The 15,567-nt window shown below is 69.0% G+C and carries 18 protein-coding genes and 1 tRNA gene; 10 read left to right on the top strand and 9 right to left on the bottom strand.

What is annotated here, in order from left to right; all coding sequences use genetic code 11:
- Nucleotides 1-106 precede the first annotated feature (106 nt).
- Nucleotides 107-364: a hypothetical protein gene (locus FFK22_RS02720; RefSeq protein ID WP_138886752.1), complete on the top strand. Its 258-nt coding sequence runs from the start codon at nucleotides 107-109 to the stop codon at nucleotides 362-364.
- Nucleotides 365-370: 6 nt separating this feature from the next.
- Here FFK22_RS02720 and FFK22_RS02715 read toward each other — a convergent pair whose 3' ends face one another.
- The 7 genes from FFK22_RS02715 to FFK22_RS02685 all read right to left on the bottom strand — a co-directional run bounded on the left by FFK22_RS02715 (nucleotide 371) and on the right by FFK22_RS02685 (nucleotide 4,369).
- Nucleotides 371-589: a hypothetical protein gene (locus FFK22_RS02715; protein WP_138886751.1), complete on the bottom strand. Its 219-nt coding sequence runs from the start codon at nucleotides 587-589 to the stop codon at nucleotides 371-373.
- Nucleotides 590-697: 108 nt separating this feature from the next.
- Complete coding sequence (locus tag FFK22_RS02710; RefSeq protein ID WP_138886750.1) at nucleotides 698-970, bottom strand: hypothetical protein; 273 nt, start codon at nucleotides 968-970, stop codon at nucleotides 698-700.
- Nucleotides 971-983: 13 nt separating this feature from the next.
- Complete coding sequence (locus FFK22_RS02705; RefSeq protein WP_138886749.1) at nucleotides 984-1,646, bottom strand: DedA family protein; 663 nt, start codon at nucleotides 1,644-1,646, stop codon at nucleotides 984-986.
- Nucleotides 1,647-1,721: 75 nt separating this feature from the next.
- Nucleotides 1,722-2,315 (bottom strand): DUF2076 family protein, encoded by a 594-nt coding sequence (locus FFK22_RS02700; protein ID WP_138886748.1) that lies wholly within the window; start codon nucleotides 2,313-2,315, stop codon nucleotides 1,722-1,724.
- 4 nt (nucleotides 2,316-2,319) lie between these two features.
- A complete protein-coding gene (locus FFK22_RS02695) occupies nucleotides 2,320-3,036 on the bottom strand; it encodes a Bax inhibitor-1/YccA family protein (protein WP_138886747.1) in 717 nt (238 codons plus the stop codon).
- 26 nt (nucleotides 3,037-3,062) lie between these two features.
- The gene (locus FFK22_RS02690; RefSeq protein ID WP_138886746.1) at nucleotides 3,063-3,818 is read right to left on the bottom strand and encodes an anti-sigma factor; all 756 of its coding nucleotides are present in this window, start codon (nucleotides 3,816-3,818) and stop codon (nucleotides 3,063-3,065) included.
- 5 nt (nucleotides 3,819-3,823) lie between these two features.
- Entirely contained in the window at nucleotides 3,824-4,369 is a 546-nt protein-coding gene (locus FFK22_RS02685) for a sigma-70 family RNA polymerase sigma factor (RefSeq protein WP_138886745.1), read from the bottom strand.
- Between the two features lie 183 nt (nucleotides 4,370-4,552).
- Here FFK22_RS02685 and FFK22_RS02680 point away from each other — a divergent pair, with 183 nt between their 5' ends.
- The 6 genes from FFK22_RS02680 (at nucleotide 4,553) to FFK22_RS02655 (ending at nucleotide 10,792) form a co-directional block, all read left to right on the top strand.
- Nucleotides 4,553-6,136: a glycosyltransferase family 39 protein gene (locus FFK22_RS02680; protein ID WP_138886744.1), complete on the top strand. Its 1,584-nt coding sequence runs from the start codon at nucleotides 4,553-4,555 to the stop codon at nucleotides 6,134-6,136.
- A 147-nt stretch (nucleotides 6,137-6,283) separates the two neighbouring features.
- Nucleotides 6,284-7,318: a rod shape-determining protein gene (locus FFK22_RS02675; RefSeq protein WP_138886743.1), complete on the top strand. Its 1,035-nt coding sequence runs from the start codon at nucleotides 6,284-6,286 to the stop codon at nucleotides 7,316-7,318.
- A gap of 86 nt (nucleotides 7,319-7,404) precedes the next feature.
- Complete coding sequence (mreC, locus tag FFK22_RS02670) at nucleotides 7,405-8,274, top strand: rod shape-determining protein MreC (RefSeq protein ID WP_138886742.1); 870 nt, start codon at nucleotides 7,405-7,407, stop codon at nucleotides 8,272-8,274.
- Nucleotides 8,271-8,789: a rod shape-determining protein MreD gene (gene mreD, locus FFK22_RS43745; RefSeq protein WP_138886741.1), complete on the top strand. Its 519-nt coding sequence runs from the start codon at nucleotides 8,271-8,273 to the stop codon at nucleotides 8,787-8,789. The genes mreC and mreD overlap by 4 nt, the downstream gene beginning before the upstream one ends.
- Nucleotides 8,789-10,648: a penicillin-binding protein 2 gene (gene mrdA, locus FFK22_RS02660; protein ID WP_221938336.1), complete on the top strand. Its 1,860-nt coding sequence runs from the start codon at nucleotides 8,789-8,791 to the stop codon at nucleotides 10,646-10,648. Before mreD ends, mrdA begins: the two co-directional genes overlap by 1 nt.
- A 68-nt stretch (nucleotides 10,649-10,716) precedes the next feature.
- Nucleotides 10,717-10,792: transfer RNA gene (locus FFK22_RS02655), tRNA-Lys, on the top strand.
- 100 nt (nucleotides 10,793-10,892) lie between these two features.
- Here the strand turns inward: FFK22_RS02655 and FFK22_RS02650 are convergent.
- Nucleotides 10,893-11,186, bottom strand: coding sequence for a hypothetical protein (locus FFK22_RS02650; RefSeq protein WP_138886739.1), 294 nt, complete (start codon nucleotides 11,184-11,186; stop codon nucleotides 10,893-10,895).
- Between the two features lie 66 nt (nucleotides 11,187-11,252).
- Nucleotides 11,253-11,705: a hypothetical protein gene (locus FFK22_RS02645; RefSeq protein ID WP_138886738.1), complete on the bottom strand. Its 453-nt coding sequence runs from the start codon at nucleotides 11,703-11,705 to the stop codon at nucleotides 11,253-11,255.
- Between the two features lie 160 nt (nucleotides 11,706-11,865).
- Here FFK22_RS02645 and FFK22_RS02640 point away from each other — a divergent pair, with 160 nt between their 5' ends.
- From FFK22_RS02640 to FFK22_RS02630, 3 genes are all read left to right on the top strand, one after another.
- The gene (locus FFK22_RS02640; RefSeq protein WP_138886737.1) at nucleotides 11,866-12,531 is read left to right on the top strand and encodes a uracil-DNA glycosylase; all 666 of its coding nucleotides are present in this window, start codon (nucleotides 11,866-11,868) and stop codon (nucleotides 12,529-12,531) included.
- A gap of 156 nt (nucleotides 12,532-12,687) precedes the next feature.
- On the top strand, nucleotides 12,688-13,377 hold the full coding sequence (locus tag FFK22_RS02635) for a GntR family transcriptional regulator (RefSeq protein ID WP_221938334.1): 690 nt from the start codon (nucleotides 12,688-12,690) through the stop codon (nucleotides 13,375-13,377).
- Nucleotides 13,378-13,642: 265 nt separating this feature from the next.
- A complete protein-coding gene (locus FFK22_RS02630; RefSeq protein ID WP_138886735.1) occupies nucleotides 13,643-15,436 on the top strand; it encodes an ABC transporter substrate-binding protein in 1,794 nt (597 codons plus the stop codon).
- The last annotated feature ends 131 nt before the right edge of the window (nucleotides 15,437-15,567 follow it).

Below are 15,567 nucleotides of genomic sequence, written 5' to 3'. Positions count from 1 at the left end.
AGCCTGATTTCACCGGTCGCACACGCGATTTTGTCGGGAATGAGGCAATCTGGCCCATATGCGACATGGTTTATAGGATTTCCGCCCGAACCCTAGGGAGTCGAAGATGCCCAGCAGCAACGACGAGGACGTGGCCCATCTCGCCCGGCTGGCCGGGTTGGCCAGATCCGATCCGGACAATATCCGCCTGATGGCGCCGCGCGACGCCTGCGCCGTGGCGCTGCTGCTGAACCGCCTCGACCTGCTGCCGGAGCCGCAGCGCCACCCGCTGGCGGCACTCGAGTTGCTGGGCCCGGCCGGCCGGGAGATGGTGCTCGACCTGTATCACCGCCGCGCCGGCACCGACGCCTCGCAGGACGCGTAGACGGGATCAGCCGGGCGCAGAGGCGGAAGGCGCCAGCAGCAGGATGGCGCCGACGGCAATCAGCGCCAGCCCGGGCCAGTTCGCCTTCAATCCGAAGCCGCGCATGCCGAAGGACCGCTTCTCGCGATTGAACCGGCCGACCCAGATGGCCTGGAAGGCCGAATAGACCAGCCCGGCGATGACCAGGAGCGCACCGATCAGGGGCAGTATCGCAGTTGATGTCATGCGACCTCCAACCGCGATCCGACCGGCGGGAGGGGCCACTGTGCCGGGCGGATCGGCCATGAAATCAACGGCACCGGGCCGGAAGCGGTTCCGTCTGGCGGTGGTTGGTCACCAGCCGGCGCGGAACAGGCCCAGGCGCTGCAGCAGCCGGCCGATGCCGCGGCCTGCCCGCTCGGCGACGCTGGCCGGGCGTGGCGGCTCGCGGGCCGGCTCCGCCGCCTGGGGGCGATGGCCGGTCGCTTCGGCATCCTCGCCGCCGAAGGCGGCGCGCGCCTGCTCCAGCAGCAGCGGGATCGACCGCGCCTGGCGCAGCAGCAGCGGCAGGAACAGGAGCGCGACCACCGCGCCGATGATCAGGAGCTTCACACCGCTCAGGCCCATGACGGATGTCTCCTCAGGCCTGCCCGCCGGCGCGCTGGCGCCGGTTGCGGACCGGAGCGGCGCGGCGCGAGGCCAGCTTGGCGAAGGCCGCCAGGGTCAGGGCGCCGGCCAGCAGCGGGCCGCCGGTCATGACGATCCACTGGGTCTCGCCGATGCCGCTCAGCTCGCCGACGCCCTGGGCCACCAGCCAGCCGGGTGCCAGCATGGCGGGGACCCAGACGATGGCGGACAGCACATTGGCGATCTGGAAGCGGACCGGGCGCATGCGCATGATGCCGGCGATCAGCGGCACCACGGCGCGCAGCGGCCCCAGGAAGCGGCCGAGGAAGATCGAGGCGGTGCCCCAGCGGCGGAAGAACAGCCGGCCCTTGGCGATCATCGCCCTGTCGCGCGAGAACGGCCAGACGTTGCGGGCGTTCGGCCCCAGCTTCTGCCCGAGCCAGTAGGAGACCGCGTCGCCCAGCACGGCGCCGGCGATCGACCACAGGATCACCGGCACGGGGTGCAGCAGGCCGCCGCCGACCATGGCGCCGGTCGCCAGCATCAGCGCGGTGCAGGGGACGAACAGGCCGACCACGGCCATGGATTCGCCGAAGGCCAGCAGGAACAGGATCGGTCCCGCCCAGGCCTGGTTGTCGGCGATGAACTGCGTGACCTGGGCAACGAAGCTTTCCACGATGCGTCCGATCAATTCGCGACAAAAATGAGGGGAGGGCCCGGAGGCATTATGCCTCCGGGCCCCATACTACTCTCAGAGCTCCTCGCCGCCCATATCGAACCCGGCGTCGGACGCCAGATCGCCGGCGGCATCCTCCGCCGTCTGGACGACGTCGCCCACCGCCTGGGCGATGTCGGGGGTGAAGGCATCCATCAGCAGGTTGCCGAGGACCACGCCGCCGGCCACGCCCATCGCGGTCTGCATGGCCCCGGCCATGAAGCCGCCACCGCCGCCGGGCCGGCCGTAGCCCGCACGCTGGGCGCCGTAGCCCGGCTGCGAACCATAGCCGGGCTGGGCTCCGTACCCCGGCTGGGCCTGCCGACCCCAGGGCGAGGCGCCCGGCTGCGGCCGCTGCTGCTGGCCACTGCCGAACAGACCGGCCAGGAAACCGCCGGCCGCCGGCTGGGCGGCGCGCCGCTCCAGCTCGTTGATCTGGGCCTGGGCGGCCGCCAGCGCCTGCTCCTGCACCAGGATGACCTGGGCCATGTAGTAGGCGGCGGCCGGCTGCTCGGCCAGGCGGCGCCGGATCAGATCCTCGGCACCGGCATCGCGCGGGCCGCCGTCGCGCTCGGCCCGCTGCAGCTTCACGAACAGGTCGTCGATGGCCTGTTTCTCGGTGTCGTACACGCGCTTACTCCTCTCGCGAGCCGGTCAGGCTCAGCAGCAGCTGGAACATGTTGATGAAGTTCAGGTACAGCGACAGCGCGCCCATCACCGCCATCTTGTTCAGGCTCTCGCTGTCATAGTGCTCGGCGTATTCCTCCTTGATCCGCTGGGTGTCCCAGGCGGTCAGGCCGGTGAAGATCAGCACGCCGGCGACCGAGACGATGAACTGCAGCGCGGTCGAACCGAGGAAGATGTTGACGATGCTGGCGATGATGATGCCGATCAGGCCCATCATCAGGAACGAGCCGAAGCGCGAGAGGTCGGCCTTCGTGGTGTAGCCATACAGGCTCATCGTGCCGAACATGACCGCGGTGATCATGAAGGTGCGGGCGATGCTGGTCCCGGTGAACACCAGGAAGATCGACGCCATCGACAGGCCCATGACGCCGCAGAACGCCCAGAACACCATCTGCGCCGTGGAGGCGGAGACGGCGTGGATGCGGAACGACAGGAAGAAGACGAAGGCCAGCGGCGCCAGCATCACCACCCATTTCAGCGGGCTGGTGAAGATCGGGATGTAGATCGCCGGAGTGCTGCCGACCAGATAGGCCACCAGGCCGGTCAGGACCAGGCCCAGGCCCATGTAGTTGAAGACGCGCAGCATGTGCTGGCGCAGGCCGACGTCGAGCTCGGCGGCTGTCGGGCGCGCCGTCGTCTGCCACTGGTATTGCGGCGTGTTCATGGGGTTGGTCTCTCCTTGGGGGTCATTCAGTACAGGGAGCCGGCCAGGCCGTTGGCGGCGGCCAGCAGGTCGTCCGCCTTCGCCTCGGCGCAGAGCGCGTAGACCGCGGGGCCGACCTGCCAGTAGGCGACGGTGACGTCCTTGGCGCGCTGGGCCCGCGGCTGCTGCACGTCGAAGCCGTCGGTGGCGGCGGCGAACAGCGTCACCAGGCCGAAGCGGTCGGTGTCGATCGTCGCCTCGAAGCCGGAGCCGCCGTCCCAGGGCACCAGCTCGATCGACCGGATCGACCAGCCCTGCGGCAGGTCGGGCAGGGAGATCGGCGCCTTGGCCAGATCCTCCGGCTTCAGCCCGCCCTTGGGCTCGGCCGGGTCGACCAGGTGGCGGTACAGCACGGTGCGGTAGGCGTCGCCGGCCTCGTCGGCATAGGCTGGGATCCCGGCCGAGGCGCTGTCGATCCGGGTCACGCCCAGGATCGACTGGGCGCCCCAGCCGATGCCGACCAGCAGCACCACCGCGGCCACCCGGCGCAGGCGGACCGTGATCCGGCGCCAGCGCACGGCGCGGCCGAGCAGCCGGGCGTTCTCGTAGCTGGCGACGCGGATGCCGGCATCCTCGGCGAAGGCCAGGCGCAGCGCGTCGCGCAGGCGCAGATCGGCCATCACCTGGGCGGCGAGGGCCGGGTTCGCCTCGAGGCAGGCCTCGACCTCGATCCGGCGGGGCAGGTCGAGCTCGCCGTCGATATAGGCCTGGATCTCGGCTTCGGTCGGGGTGGTCCGGGTCATGGTCGTCACTCCACCAGCCGCAGATGCGGCGGGGTCGGTCCGTCGATGCGGGTCGCAGGCGTCTCGGCGCCGCCGGCGCTCTCGCGCAGCGCGGCGCGGGCCCGGCCCAGGCGCGACATCAGCGTGCCGAGCGGGATGCCGAGGATGGTCGCGGCCTCCTGGTAGCGGAACTCCTCGACCGCCACGAGCAGCAGCGCCTCGCGCTGCTCCTCCGGCAGGGTCAGCAGGGCCCGCTGCACCTGGGCCAGCTGGACCCGGGCATCCTGGTTCGGCGCGCCGGACTCCGGCGCCAGCTGCGTCGCCTGGGCGATGCGGGCGTCCTCGGCCCGGCGGCCGCGCAGCCGCGAGGCATGGGCGTTGTGCATGATCGAGAACAGCCAGGGGCGCAGCGCCCGGTCCGGCTGCCAGCCGCGACGGCCCTCGTAGGCCTTGAGCAGGGTGTCCTGCAGCAGGTCCTCGGCCTCGGCGGCATCGCGGGTCAGGACCAGAGCGTAGCGCTTCAGCCCCGGCAGCTCGGCGATGACGTCGAAATCATCCTTGCGGCGTTTCATGCCCCATATACGCAGCTGCCGGCGATTTTCATCCCGGCCGTCCGCATTCTTTCAGGCAAGCCCCGGACAAACTCTCAACAAGATCTTGGATATGATGATTTTTGCGAGGTTTTTGCAGACGAAAACGGCGCTGCGGGTGTTATAGGCAGCGATACTCGATATTCCGGCCCGATTCGGAGCGACATGACCGACGACACTGTGGAGCAACGCCGATCGGTCGATCCCTCCGTCTCCGATCGCTATCCGGGTCGTCCGGTCGGCGCCGCTGCAGCTTCGATCGCCCTGCCGTATCCGTCCCGGCCCGGCGTCCTCGACGGCTGGCCGGGCTGGCTGGTCGGCCTGGCCGGACTCTTGACCCTCGGCCTGCTGCTGCGCTTCGTCCTCGCCCTCGCATTCCCGCGCATCCACCACGCCGACGAGCTGTTCCAGTATTACGAGCAGGCGCACCGGCTGGCCTTCGGCCAGGGCATGGTGCCCTGGGAGTATCGCGAGGGCATCCGCTCCTGGCTGCTGCCGGGGATGCTGGCCGGGCTGATGAAGGCGGTGTCCTGGGTCAGCGACGACCCGGCCTCCTATCTCGCCGTGTCGAAGGCGCTGTGGTCGATGCTGTCGCTGAGCATCCCGGTGGTCGCCTTCCTGTGGGCCCGGCGCGTCGGCGGGCTGACGGCGGGGCTGACTGCGGCCTTCATCGCCACCATCTGGTTCGAGCTGGTCTATTACGCGCCGACGGCGCTGACCGAATCGATCGCCACCAGCCTGCTCCTGGTCGCCTGCTGGCTGGCCTGGACCGCGGAGGCGGGTGACCGCCGGCGGCTGATCTGGGCGGGGGCGCTGTTCGGCCTGGTCTTCGTCTTCCGCTTCCACCTGCTGCCGGCGATCCTGACCGCGGCCCTGGTCGCGGGCCGGGGCGACTGGCGCGGCCGGCTGCGGCCGATGCTGCTGGCCGGGCTGGTCCCGGTGCTGGTCTGCAACGGGCTGCTCGACTGGGCGACGCTGGGCTGGCCGTTCCAGTCGGTGCTGAAGAATTTCTGGATCAACATCGTCGAAGAGAAGAGCCACAGCTTCGGCGTCATGCCGCTGGGCTTCTACTTCGAGGAGTACGTCCGGGTCTGGTCGTGGTGGCTGGCGCCGATGGCGGCGCTGATCGTGCTGGGCGCGCGCGGCCAGCCCATGCTGGTCGCGGTGCCGGTGGCGATCGTGCTGTCGCACAGCCTGGTCGCCCACAAGGAATACCGCTTCGTCCTGCCGGCGCTGCCCTTCCTGCTGATCCTCGCCGCGCTGGGCACCGAGCGGCTGGCCCGGCGCCTGGCCGGGCTGGCGGCCGAGCGCTGGGGGGACATGCCGCGCTGGGTGCCGCTCGCCGTGCTCTGCGCCGCCTGGGTGCTGGCCTCGGGCCTGTTGTCGGCCAGCGACCGCTGGCGGCCGGAATGGAGCCGCGTCGCGCCGGGCATCGCCACCACCCAGGCGCTGCACGACCGCCCGGCGCTGTGCGGCCTGGGCCTGCTGACGCCGTGGTGGGACCTGCCCGGCTACACCACCCTGCACCGCGACGTGCCGGTGTTCTGGTTCGGTGACGACACGCGGCGGTTGTGGCGTTCGGCCTCGTCCTTCAACTATGTGATGGCGCGGCCGGAACAGATGCCGCCGAACACCGGCTACCGGCTGGAGAGCTGCCCCAGCGAGATCTGCCTCTACCGGCGGCCGGGGCAGTGCAGCACGCCCCGGGACATCGGGGTGAGCGGGTCGATGGCCGAGCGCGGCATGTGATCCCGGGTGCCATGATTCCGCCCGACTCTCCGCTTGAGACTCGGACCGTGCTGGTCTAAAGCAACCCGGCGGCGGGATCGGCCTGTCGCTCCCGCCCCTCGCACTGGCCCCTCCCAGCCGAGCCCGGCTGACAGGACACCACAGCGCATGTTCAATTTTTTCGGTTTCCTCTCCGCCGACATCGCCATCGACCTGGGCACGGCGAACACCCTGGTCTATGTCAAGGGCCGGGGCATCGTCCTGAACGAGCCGTCGGTGGTGGCGATCCAGACCCATCGCGGCAAGAAGCAGGTTCTGGCGGTCGGCGACGAAGCCAAGCTGATGCTGGGCCGCACCCCGGGCAGCATCATCGCCATCCGGCCGCTGCGCGACGGTGTGATCGCCGATTTCGAGGTGGCGGAGGAAATGATCAAGCATTTCATCCGCAAGGTCACCAACCGCCGCAGCTTCGCGGCGCCGGAGATGATCATCTGCGTGCCGTCCGGGTCGACCGCGGTCGAGCGCCGGGCCATCCAGGAATCGGCCGAGAGCGCCGGCGCCCGCCGGGTGCGCCTGATCGAGGAGCCGATGGCGGCGGCGATCGGCGCCGGGTTGCCGGTGACCCAGCCGACCGGCAGCATGATCGTCGACATCGGCGGCGGCACCACCGAGGTCGCGGTGCTGTCGCTGGGCGGCATCGTCTATTCCCGCTCGGTCCGCGTCGGCGGCGACAAGATGGACGAGGCGATCATCGCCTATATCCGCCGCAACCATAACCTCCTGATCGGCGAGGGCTCGGCCGAGCGGATCAAGAAGGAGATCGGGTCCGCCGCCCCGCCGGAGGACGGCGAAGGCCGGTACATGGAGATCCGCGGCCGGGACTTGCTGAACGGCGTGCCGAAGGAGCTGGTGATCTCCGAACGGCAGATTGCCGAGAGCCTGTCCGAGCCGATCAGCCAGATCGTCGAGGCGGTGAAGGTGGCGCTCGAGCACACCGCGCCGGAGCTGGCGGCCGACATCGTCGACAAGGGCATCGTCCTGACCGGCGGCGGCTCGCTGCTCGGCAATCTCGACCTGGTGCTGCGGCACGCCACCGGCCTGCCGGTGTCGATCGCCGACGACCCGCTGTCCTGCGTCGCGCTCGGCACCGGCCGCGCTTTGGAAGAGCGGTCGTTGCAGGCCGTGCTCATCAGTGCATATTGAGTCGTGAAACGACCTTTGTGGTAAAACCGTCGCGGGGGCCATAGCCCCCGCCGGGACGGGCCAGTGGCGGACGGAACATGCGGGTGATGCAGCGGAGCAGACCGGCGGTTCGCATCGCGGCGCTCAGGGCCGTCGCGCACCGATTCTCCTTCGGCCTGCTGCTGTTCGCCGCGATCAGCCTGCTGATGGTCGGCAAGATCGACGCCGTCCTGTTCGACGGCGTCCGCGCCCGGGTGGTCGATGCGGTGGCGCCGATCCTCGACGCCATGTCGCGCCCGGCCGCCAGCGTCGCCCGCATGGTGACGGAGCTGCAGAGCCTGTCCGACATCCGCGGCGAGAATGCCCGGCTGCGGCAGGAGGTGACGACGCTGCGGCAGTACCAGGATGTCGCGTTCCGGCTCGAGGCCGAGAACCTGACCCTGCGCAACCTGCTGAACTACACCCCGGATTCGGCCCATTCCTTCCTGACCGCCCGGGTGGTGGCCGACAATGGCGGCGCCTTCGTGCGCAGCCTGACGATCAATCTCGGCGCCGCCAACGGCATCCGCGACGGCCAGGCGGTGCTCGGCGGCCGCGGGCTGATCGGCCGGATCGTGCAGACCGGCGATCGCTCCGCCCGGGTGCTGCTGATCACCGACCTCAACGCCCGCATCCCGGTGGTGGTCGAGCGCACCCAGCAGCGCGCCATCATCGGGGGCGACAACACCGACCGGCCGCGGCTCCTGTACCTGCCGCCGGACGCGTCGATCCGGGTCGGCGACCGCATCGTCACCTCCGGCAATGGCGGCATGTTCCCGACCGGCCTGCCGGTCGGCATCGTCGCCGCCGCCCAGGACAGCGCCGTCCGGATCCAGCCGATCGAGCCGCTCGAGGCCGTCACCTACGTCAAGGTCGTCGATTTCCGCGCGCTCGATCCCGGGATGGCGATGCAGCCGGTGCCCGGCTTCCCGCAATGACCGGGGACCTGCTGCACAAGCTCGACCTCGCCGCGCGCCACGCCGCCCCGGGGGCGGTGACGCTGATCCTGGTGCTGGTCGGGGTGACGCCCACGCAGCTGCCCTATTACAGCGCGATCGCGCCGCTGCTGCCGCTGGCCTCGGTCTATTACTGGGGCGTGCACCGGCCCGACCTGATGCCGATGTGGCTGATCTTCCTGGTCGGGCTGCTGCACGACGCCCTGACCGATTCGCCGATAGGGCTGCACGCCCTGATCCTGCTCTTGTGCCAATGGGTGCTGCTGCGCCAGCGCCGCTTCCTGGCCGGGCGGCCCTTCGCGGTGCTGTGGCTGGGCTATGCCGTGCTGGCGACCGTCGTCACCCTGGTCGAATGGATCGGCGTCAGCCTGTACGACGTCGCGATCGTGCCGCCGCGGCCGCTCCTGATCCGGCTGGTCCTGACCATCGCCATCTTCCCGCCGCTGGCCTGGCTGTTCATCCAGGTGCATCGCGGCTTCCTGCGGGCGGTGGACTAGTGGACCGCGACGCCGACCGCTCCCGCGGCTTCACCCGCCGCGCCTTCGCCCTCGGCGGGCTGAAGCTCGGCCTGCTCGGCGTGCTGGGCGGGCGGCTCTACTACCTGCAGGTCGAGGAGAGCGACCGCTACAAGGTCCTGGCCGAATCGAACCGCATCAACATGCGGCTGCTGGCCCCGTCGCGCGGCCTGATCACCGACCGTTTCGGCACCCAGCTCGCGGTCAACGATCAGAACTTCCGGGTCGTGCTGGTGGCGGAGCAGGCGAAGGACCTCCAGGGCGTGCTCGGCAGGCTGGGGCAGGGGGTGCCGCTGACCGATGCCGACCTCGCCCGCATCGTCCGCGACGTCAAGCGCCGCCGCGCCTTCGTGCCGGTGACGGTGAAGGAGAATCTCAGCTGGGACCAGGTCTCCTGGATCGACGTCAACGGCCCTGAACTGCCGGGCCTGTCGATCGAGGTCGGCGAATCCCGCCGCTACCCCTTCGGCGTCGAGATGGCCCATATCATCGGCTATGTCGGCGCCGTGGCCGAGGCCGACCTGACCGGCGAGCCGGTGCTGAGCCTGCCCGGCTTCCGCATCGGCAAGTCGGGGGTCGAGCGGCAATACGAGACCGGCCTGCGCGGCGTCGCCGGGTCCAGCCAGGTCGAGGTCAACGCCGTCGGCCGGGTGATCCGCGAGATCAACCGGGAGGAGGGCAAGCCGGGCCAGGAGGTGCGGCTGACCATCGATTTCGAGCTGCAGCGCTACGTCATGGAGCGGCTGAAGACCGAGTTCAGCGCCGCCGCCGTGATCATGGACGTGCACAATGGCGACGTGCTGGCCATGGCGTCCCACCCGTCCTACGACGCCAACCTGTTCCCGAACGGCATCAGCACGGCCGATTGGCGCCGCCTGGTCGAGGATCCGTACGGCATCCTCAACAACAAGGTGATCAACGGCCAGTACCCGCCGGGGTCGACCTTCAAGATCGCGGTGGCGGCGACGGCGCTGGAGGCGGGGGTGGTGACGCCGGACCAGCGCGTGTTCTGCCCCGGCTATGTCGATCTCGGCGACCACCGCTTCCACTGCTGGAAGCGCGGCGGCCATGGCAGCCTGAACGTGGTCGACGCCATGGCCCAGTCCTGCGACGTCTATTTCTACGAGATGGCGCGGCGCCTCGGCATCGACCGGCTGGCCGAGGGCGCGAACAAGTTCGGCATCGGCCAGAAGCTGGGCGTCGACCTGCCGAATGAGCGGCCGGGGCTGATGCCGACCAAGGCCTGGAAGGAGGGCGCCATGGGCACCTCCTGGCAGCTCGGCGAATCGCTGATCGCGGGCATCGGCCAGGGCTATGTGCTGGCGACGCCGCTGCAGCTCGCCACCATGACCGCGCGGCTGGTGAACGGCGGCAAGGCGGTGGTGCCGCGCCTGGTCATGGCGGTCGGCGCGGACGGGATGCCCGAGGTGCCGGACGTGCCGTCGATCGGCGTCGCCAAGAGCCATATCGACACGGTGATCGAGGGCACGGTGGCGGTGATGACCCGCGGCACCGGCAAGCGGTCGCAGATCAAGCAGAAGGGCATGGAGATGGGCGGCAAGAGCGGCACCAGCCAGGTCCGCCGCATCACCATGGCCGAACGCGCCGCCGGGGTGAACCCGGACAACTGGCCGTGGAACCAGCGCCATCACGCCTGGTTCGTCGCCTACGCCCCGGTCGGCGCGCCGCGCTATGCCTGCTCGGTGATCGTCGAGCATGGCGGCGGCGGCAGCGAATACGCGGCGCCGATCGCGCGCGACATCCTGCTGGAATGCCAGCAGCGCGAGTCCGGCCGGCGGCTGCTGTCGGCCGCACCGGGGGACGGCGCCGACAAAGGTTGAGGCTTTCGTGAAGAAAGGGTTGCAACCCGTCCAGCCGGCGGCTATATCACCGGCCGTCCCGAGCGAACGGGCGCATAGCTCAGTTGGTAGAGCAGCTGACTCTTAATCAGCGGGTCCTAGGTTCGAGCCCTAGTGCGCCCACCAGTTCGCAGGATGAAAGAGCAGGGTCCGCTTCGGCGGGCCTTTCTTTTTTCGCATGATCGGCCGTGACTTCGGCACGCCCGGCTCACGCGGTGTCGGCCCCTCATCCCTCCCGCGCGATCCGCTGCAGCATGCCCCGGAACCGTTCGGTCTCCTCGACCGTCAGCGGGCGGGCGGCGAGCGGGCCGGAATAGACTTCGGCGCGGTGGTCCGGCGACAGGATCAGGGACCGCCAATTGGAGGCGGCGCCGGCGGCCAGCCGGCGCGACAGGAAGCTGCAGCCGCGGCGGAAGAAATCGGCCTCCCAGTCGTCGAAGGGCCGGTCCAGCCGCTCCAGGTAGCGGGCGGCCCAGTCGGCGATATCGGCGCGCGGCTCGCGGCCCTGGCCTCCGGTCATATGCTCCACCTCGATCCGGTGCTTTGAGGGCGACGCCCGGTTCGACGCGGAATAGGACAGAAAGCGTTATTCCTTCGTGAATTCCTGACGCGAGGCCCGGCCCGGGCCGAGCTGCAGCGTCGCCTCGATCCGCTGCAGCCGGGCCAGGGTCGATGCCAGGCCGGCGCAGAGCAGCCACAGCACCAGCCCCGCGGCCACGGCGCCGCAGCCCATGGTCCAGGCCTCGGTCCGCAGTTGCCGGCTCAGGCCCGGCCCGTCGCCGATCATGTCGGCGAGGGCGGCGATGCGGGCGTCCGGCAGCCCCAGCGTGTCGGTCGGCCGGTCGGGGATCAGGGCGGAGACCTGCCCGAGCAGGTCGGCGGTGCCGAACAGCCGATAGGCCAGGACCAGGCCGACCAGCAGCCCGGCGACGAACAGGAGGATGCCGAGAGCGTGGAGGGCGATCGCGAGCCCGGGCATGCGCAGGCTGTCGGGGTCGCGGCTGGACAGCGGGCGTCGGTCCCTGGAGGCCTGGAGCATGCATCCCCTCATGCGATCCGGGAGGGGCGGCGGTCAGGTCCGACGGGAACCTCCGGATCATGCCGATCTTAGAGCGCCGCGTCGGCCGAGGCGAGGGGCGGCGCGGCCATGCTAGAAACGTCCCGAATCCCTCGTGCAGCAGCGACGACCGATGACCGAAATGACCTCAGCGCCGGGCCGCAATTGCCCGCTTTGTCCGCGCCTCGTGAGCTACCGCGAGGCCAATCGGCAGAAATGGCCGGCTTGGCACAACGCACCGGTGCCGAGCTGGGGGCCGCAGGGCGCGCCGCTGCTGGTGCTCGGCCTCGCCCCGGGCGTCAAGGGGGCGAACCGCACCGGGCGTCCCTTCACCGGCGATCATGCCGGCAAGCTGCTCTACGCGACCCTGCTGAAGTTCGGCCTGGCGCAGGGCGCATATGGGGAGGATCCCGGCGACGGCCTGCGGCTGACCGGCGTGCGGATCGCCAACGCGGTCCGATGCGTGCCTCCGGAGAACCTGCCGACGCCGGCGGAGATCCGCAGCTGCAGCCGCTTCCTGAAGGCGGAGCGGGAGGCGATGACGGGCGTGAAGGCGATCCTGGCCCTCGGCCTGGTCGCTCACAACGCCGTCGTGCGGCTGTACGGGCTCCCCGTCGCCCGGGTGAAGTTCGCGCATGGCGCGATGCACGTCCTGCCCGATGGGATCCTGCTGGCCGACAGCTATCACGTCAGCCGCTACAACACCCAGACCGGGCGCCTGACCACCAAGATGTTCGAGGCCGTGATGGCCGAGCTGGCCGGCCGGATCGGATGGCACGCGTCCGGCCCCGGCGACGCCGCTGAATAGATCGAGCCCGGTCGCGCTTCAGGCTCGACATTTCGTGTCGATTTCGACAAAGATCGTACACGAAATTCGGAGGATCGCGTGCCGGGCCCCGAGGCTGGACATCGATCGACATCGGAAGTCGGCGGCGAGGCACAGCCCATGGGCGCGAGCCCTGGCGTGGACGTGCCCACCTTCCAGGCGCCGGACCGCGAGGCCTCGGTCTATGAGGCGATCCGCGAGGACATCATCTCGGGCCGCATCCCGGCCAATGCCCGCCTGATCGTCGCCGATCTCGCCGAGCGGCACGGCACCTCGACCAACCCGGTGCGCGAGGCGCTGCAGCAGCTGCGCGGCGAGGGCTTCGTCGTGATGGCCGCCAATCGCGGCGCGCGGGTGCGGCCGATCGACCAGGATTTCATCCGCGACGTCTATGAGATCGAGGTCCTGATCGAGCCGGCGCTGACGCGCTGGTTCGTCGGCATCGCCACCGAGGCCGACATCGCCGCGCTGGAGGCGCTGCACGCCGAGATGCTGCGGCTCAACTATGCCGACCCGCTGCGCCACTCGCTGCTCGACACCCAGTTCCACCACACGATGTATGAGCGCCACTACAACCGGCACGCCGTCGATCTGTGGTGGAAGCACCGCGAGATCCTGCGTGCGATCAGCCGGCGGCTGCCGATCTCGCTCGGCCGCCAGGCGACGGTGATGCGGGACCATCAGGATGTCCTGGACGCGATCAAGGCTCATGACGCGGACGCGGCGGCGGCCGTGATCGCCCGCCATGTCGAAGGATCCGGCCGCCACATCATCGAGCAGATGCGGGCGGCGCGCCGCAACAACCAGAAAGAGTTGAGCCACCCGTGAAACTGACCTAGGCTGTCGACAAAATATACAAGATGCGAATTGCTTTAGATGGGCAATATCGCGGCAATAGGAGGAAAGCAGGAAGCCACCGGACATAGCGTTTCCGGACGGGAAGCGCATCTTGCTCGATCGATGACTGTTGGTCGGGTGGTGAGATCTTTTGACTTTGTGGGAAGGGGGCGCTTCGTCGCACCGGAAGGGCGCCCAAAAGGTGCAAAGAGCGACATTTGCACCATTCGACAATCACAGGGAGGAGATCTGTCCTATGGTCAATCTGAAACGCCTCGCCGGCCTTGTGCTCGCCGCGGCGGCGATCATCGCGCCGGCCGCGGCGGTCGCGCAGAATGCCGGCCTGCCGGCCGCGCAGGAGATCACGCCCAAGGGCGCGCTGCCGAACGTTCCGCGCAACCAGACGCTCGTGCTCGGCTGGGGCGTTGCCGGCGGCACGTCGATCGGCACCACCAATCCCTGGGTGCTGCCGGGCTACACGCATCAGGAAGGCAACAACCTGCTGTTCGAGCCGCTGATGTATTTCGCCATCTTCAAGGGCGAGTTCGTGCCGTGGCTGGCCGACAGCATGGAATACACCACGCCGGACTTCACCACGCTCGAGATCAAGCTCAACAAGGATGCCAAGTGGAGCGACGGCAAGCCGGTCACGTCCAAGGACGTGGTCTACACCTTCGAAGGGCAGATGAAGTATGAGACGCTGCCCTATCACGCGCATTTCCAGCAATTCGTCGACAGCGTCAGCGCCAAGGACGACCTGACCGTCGAGGTCAAGTTCAAGCAGCCGGCGCCGCGCTTCAAATTCGAGGTGCTGACCGAGAAGTTCGACACCGGCCTGCCGATCGTGCCGGCGGAATGGGAATCGGCCCAGCCGAACCCGACCGCGGCCGTGGGCCTCGACCAGATCCCGCATTCCGGCCCCTACAATGTCGTCGCCTGGAACGCCAACCAGAAGATCATGGACCTGCGCCCCGACTGGTGGGCGGTGAAGGCAGGGCGGATGGCGCAGCCGGCGGTGAAGCGCGTCGTCATCGTCAACGTGCTGAACCAGCCGATCGACACGGTGGCGCAGCGGCTGGTGAACAACGAGTTCGACAGCTCGGTCGACATGCGGGCCCAGGTGATCGGCAACATCGTCGAGCAGAACAAGGACATCCAGTCCTGGACCGGCACGGAATCGCCCTATGGCTATCTCGACTGGTGGCCGAACTCGCTGTGGATGAACACCCAGCTCGAGCCCTACAACGACGTGCGGGTGCGCAAGGCGATCAGCCTGGCGATCGACCGCGATCGGATCGACGAGGTGCTGTATGACGGCGCCAAGATCGCGACGATCTATCCGTTCCCGCTGTATCCGAACCTGCAGAAATTCGCCGACTCCCCGGCCGTGAAGGCGGAGGAGGAGAAGTACCAGCCCGGCAAGTTCGATGTCGCCGAGAGCGAGAAGCTGATGACCGAGGCCGGCTTCAGCAAGAACGGCGACGGCCTGTGGGAGAAGGGCGGCAAGACCTTCGACGCCACCATCCAGGCCTTCGAGACCATCCATGGCGACATCGCCCCGGTCCTCGCCGAGATGCTGCGCCAGGCGGGCTTCGACGCCAATGTCAACTTCGGCACCGACGCCTTCCAGAACATGGTCGACGGCAAGCCCGGCCTCTATCTCTTCGGCCATGGCGCCAGCCTGTACGATCCGTTCGAGGCGCTGAACCTCTTCCACGGCAAGTACAGCAGCACGATCGGCTCGGCGGCCGGCAACAACCGCTTCTCGCGTTACAAGAACCCTGAGCTGGACAAGATCCTCGACGAGATCTCGCCGCTCAGCTCCGACGATCCGAAGTTCCAGGAGGGCGCCGCGAAGGCTCTCGGCATCTACTGGCGCGACACGATCGACGTGCCGGTGATCCAGTGGCTGCATCGGATCCCGTACAACAACCACTACTGGAAGGGCTGGCCGAGCGCCTCGAACATCGCCGGCGGCACCAACGGCGCGTTCTGGGCTCATACCGGCCTGCTGGTGATCACGTCGCTGCAGCCGTCGGGGGCGCAGTAGTCGTCCGACTGTGACAGGTGCGCGCCGCCGGGCGCGCACCTCCTCTGAACGGCAACAGCAGGATCGTTCCCGTGACATTACCGGCCCGAAATACCCACCCGTCATGGCGAGCCCCGAAGGGGCGCGGCCAT

This window comes from Mycobacterium sp. KBS0706, assembly GCF_005938675.2.
In the GTDB taxonomy this organism is placed as follows: Bacteria; Pseudomonadota; Alphaproteobacteria; order DSM-16000; family Inquilinaceae; genus Inquilinus.
Note: the sequence above shows the minus strand (reverse complement) of the source record. Positions and strands in the feature narration are given on the sequence as shown.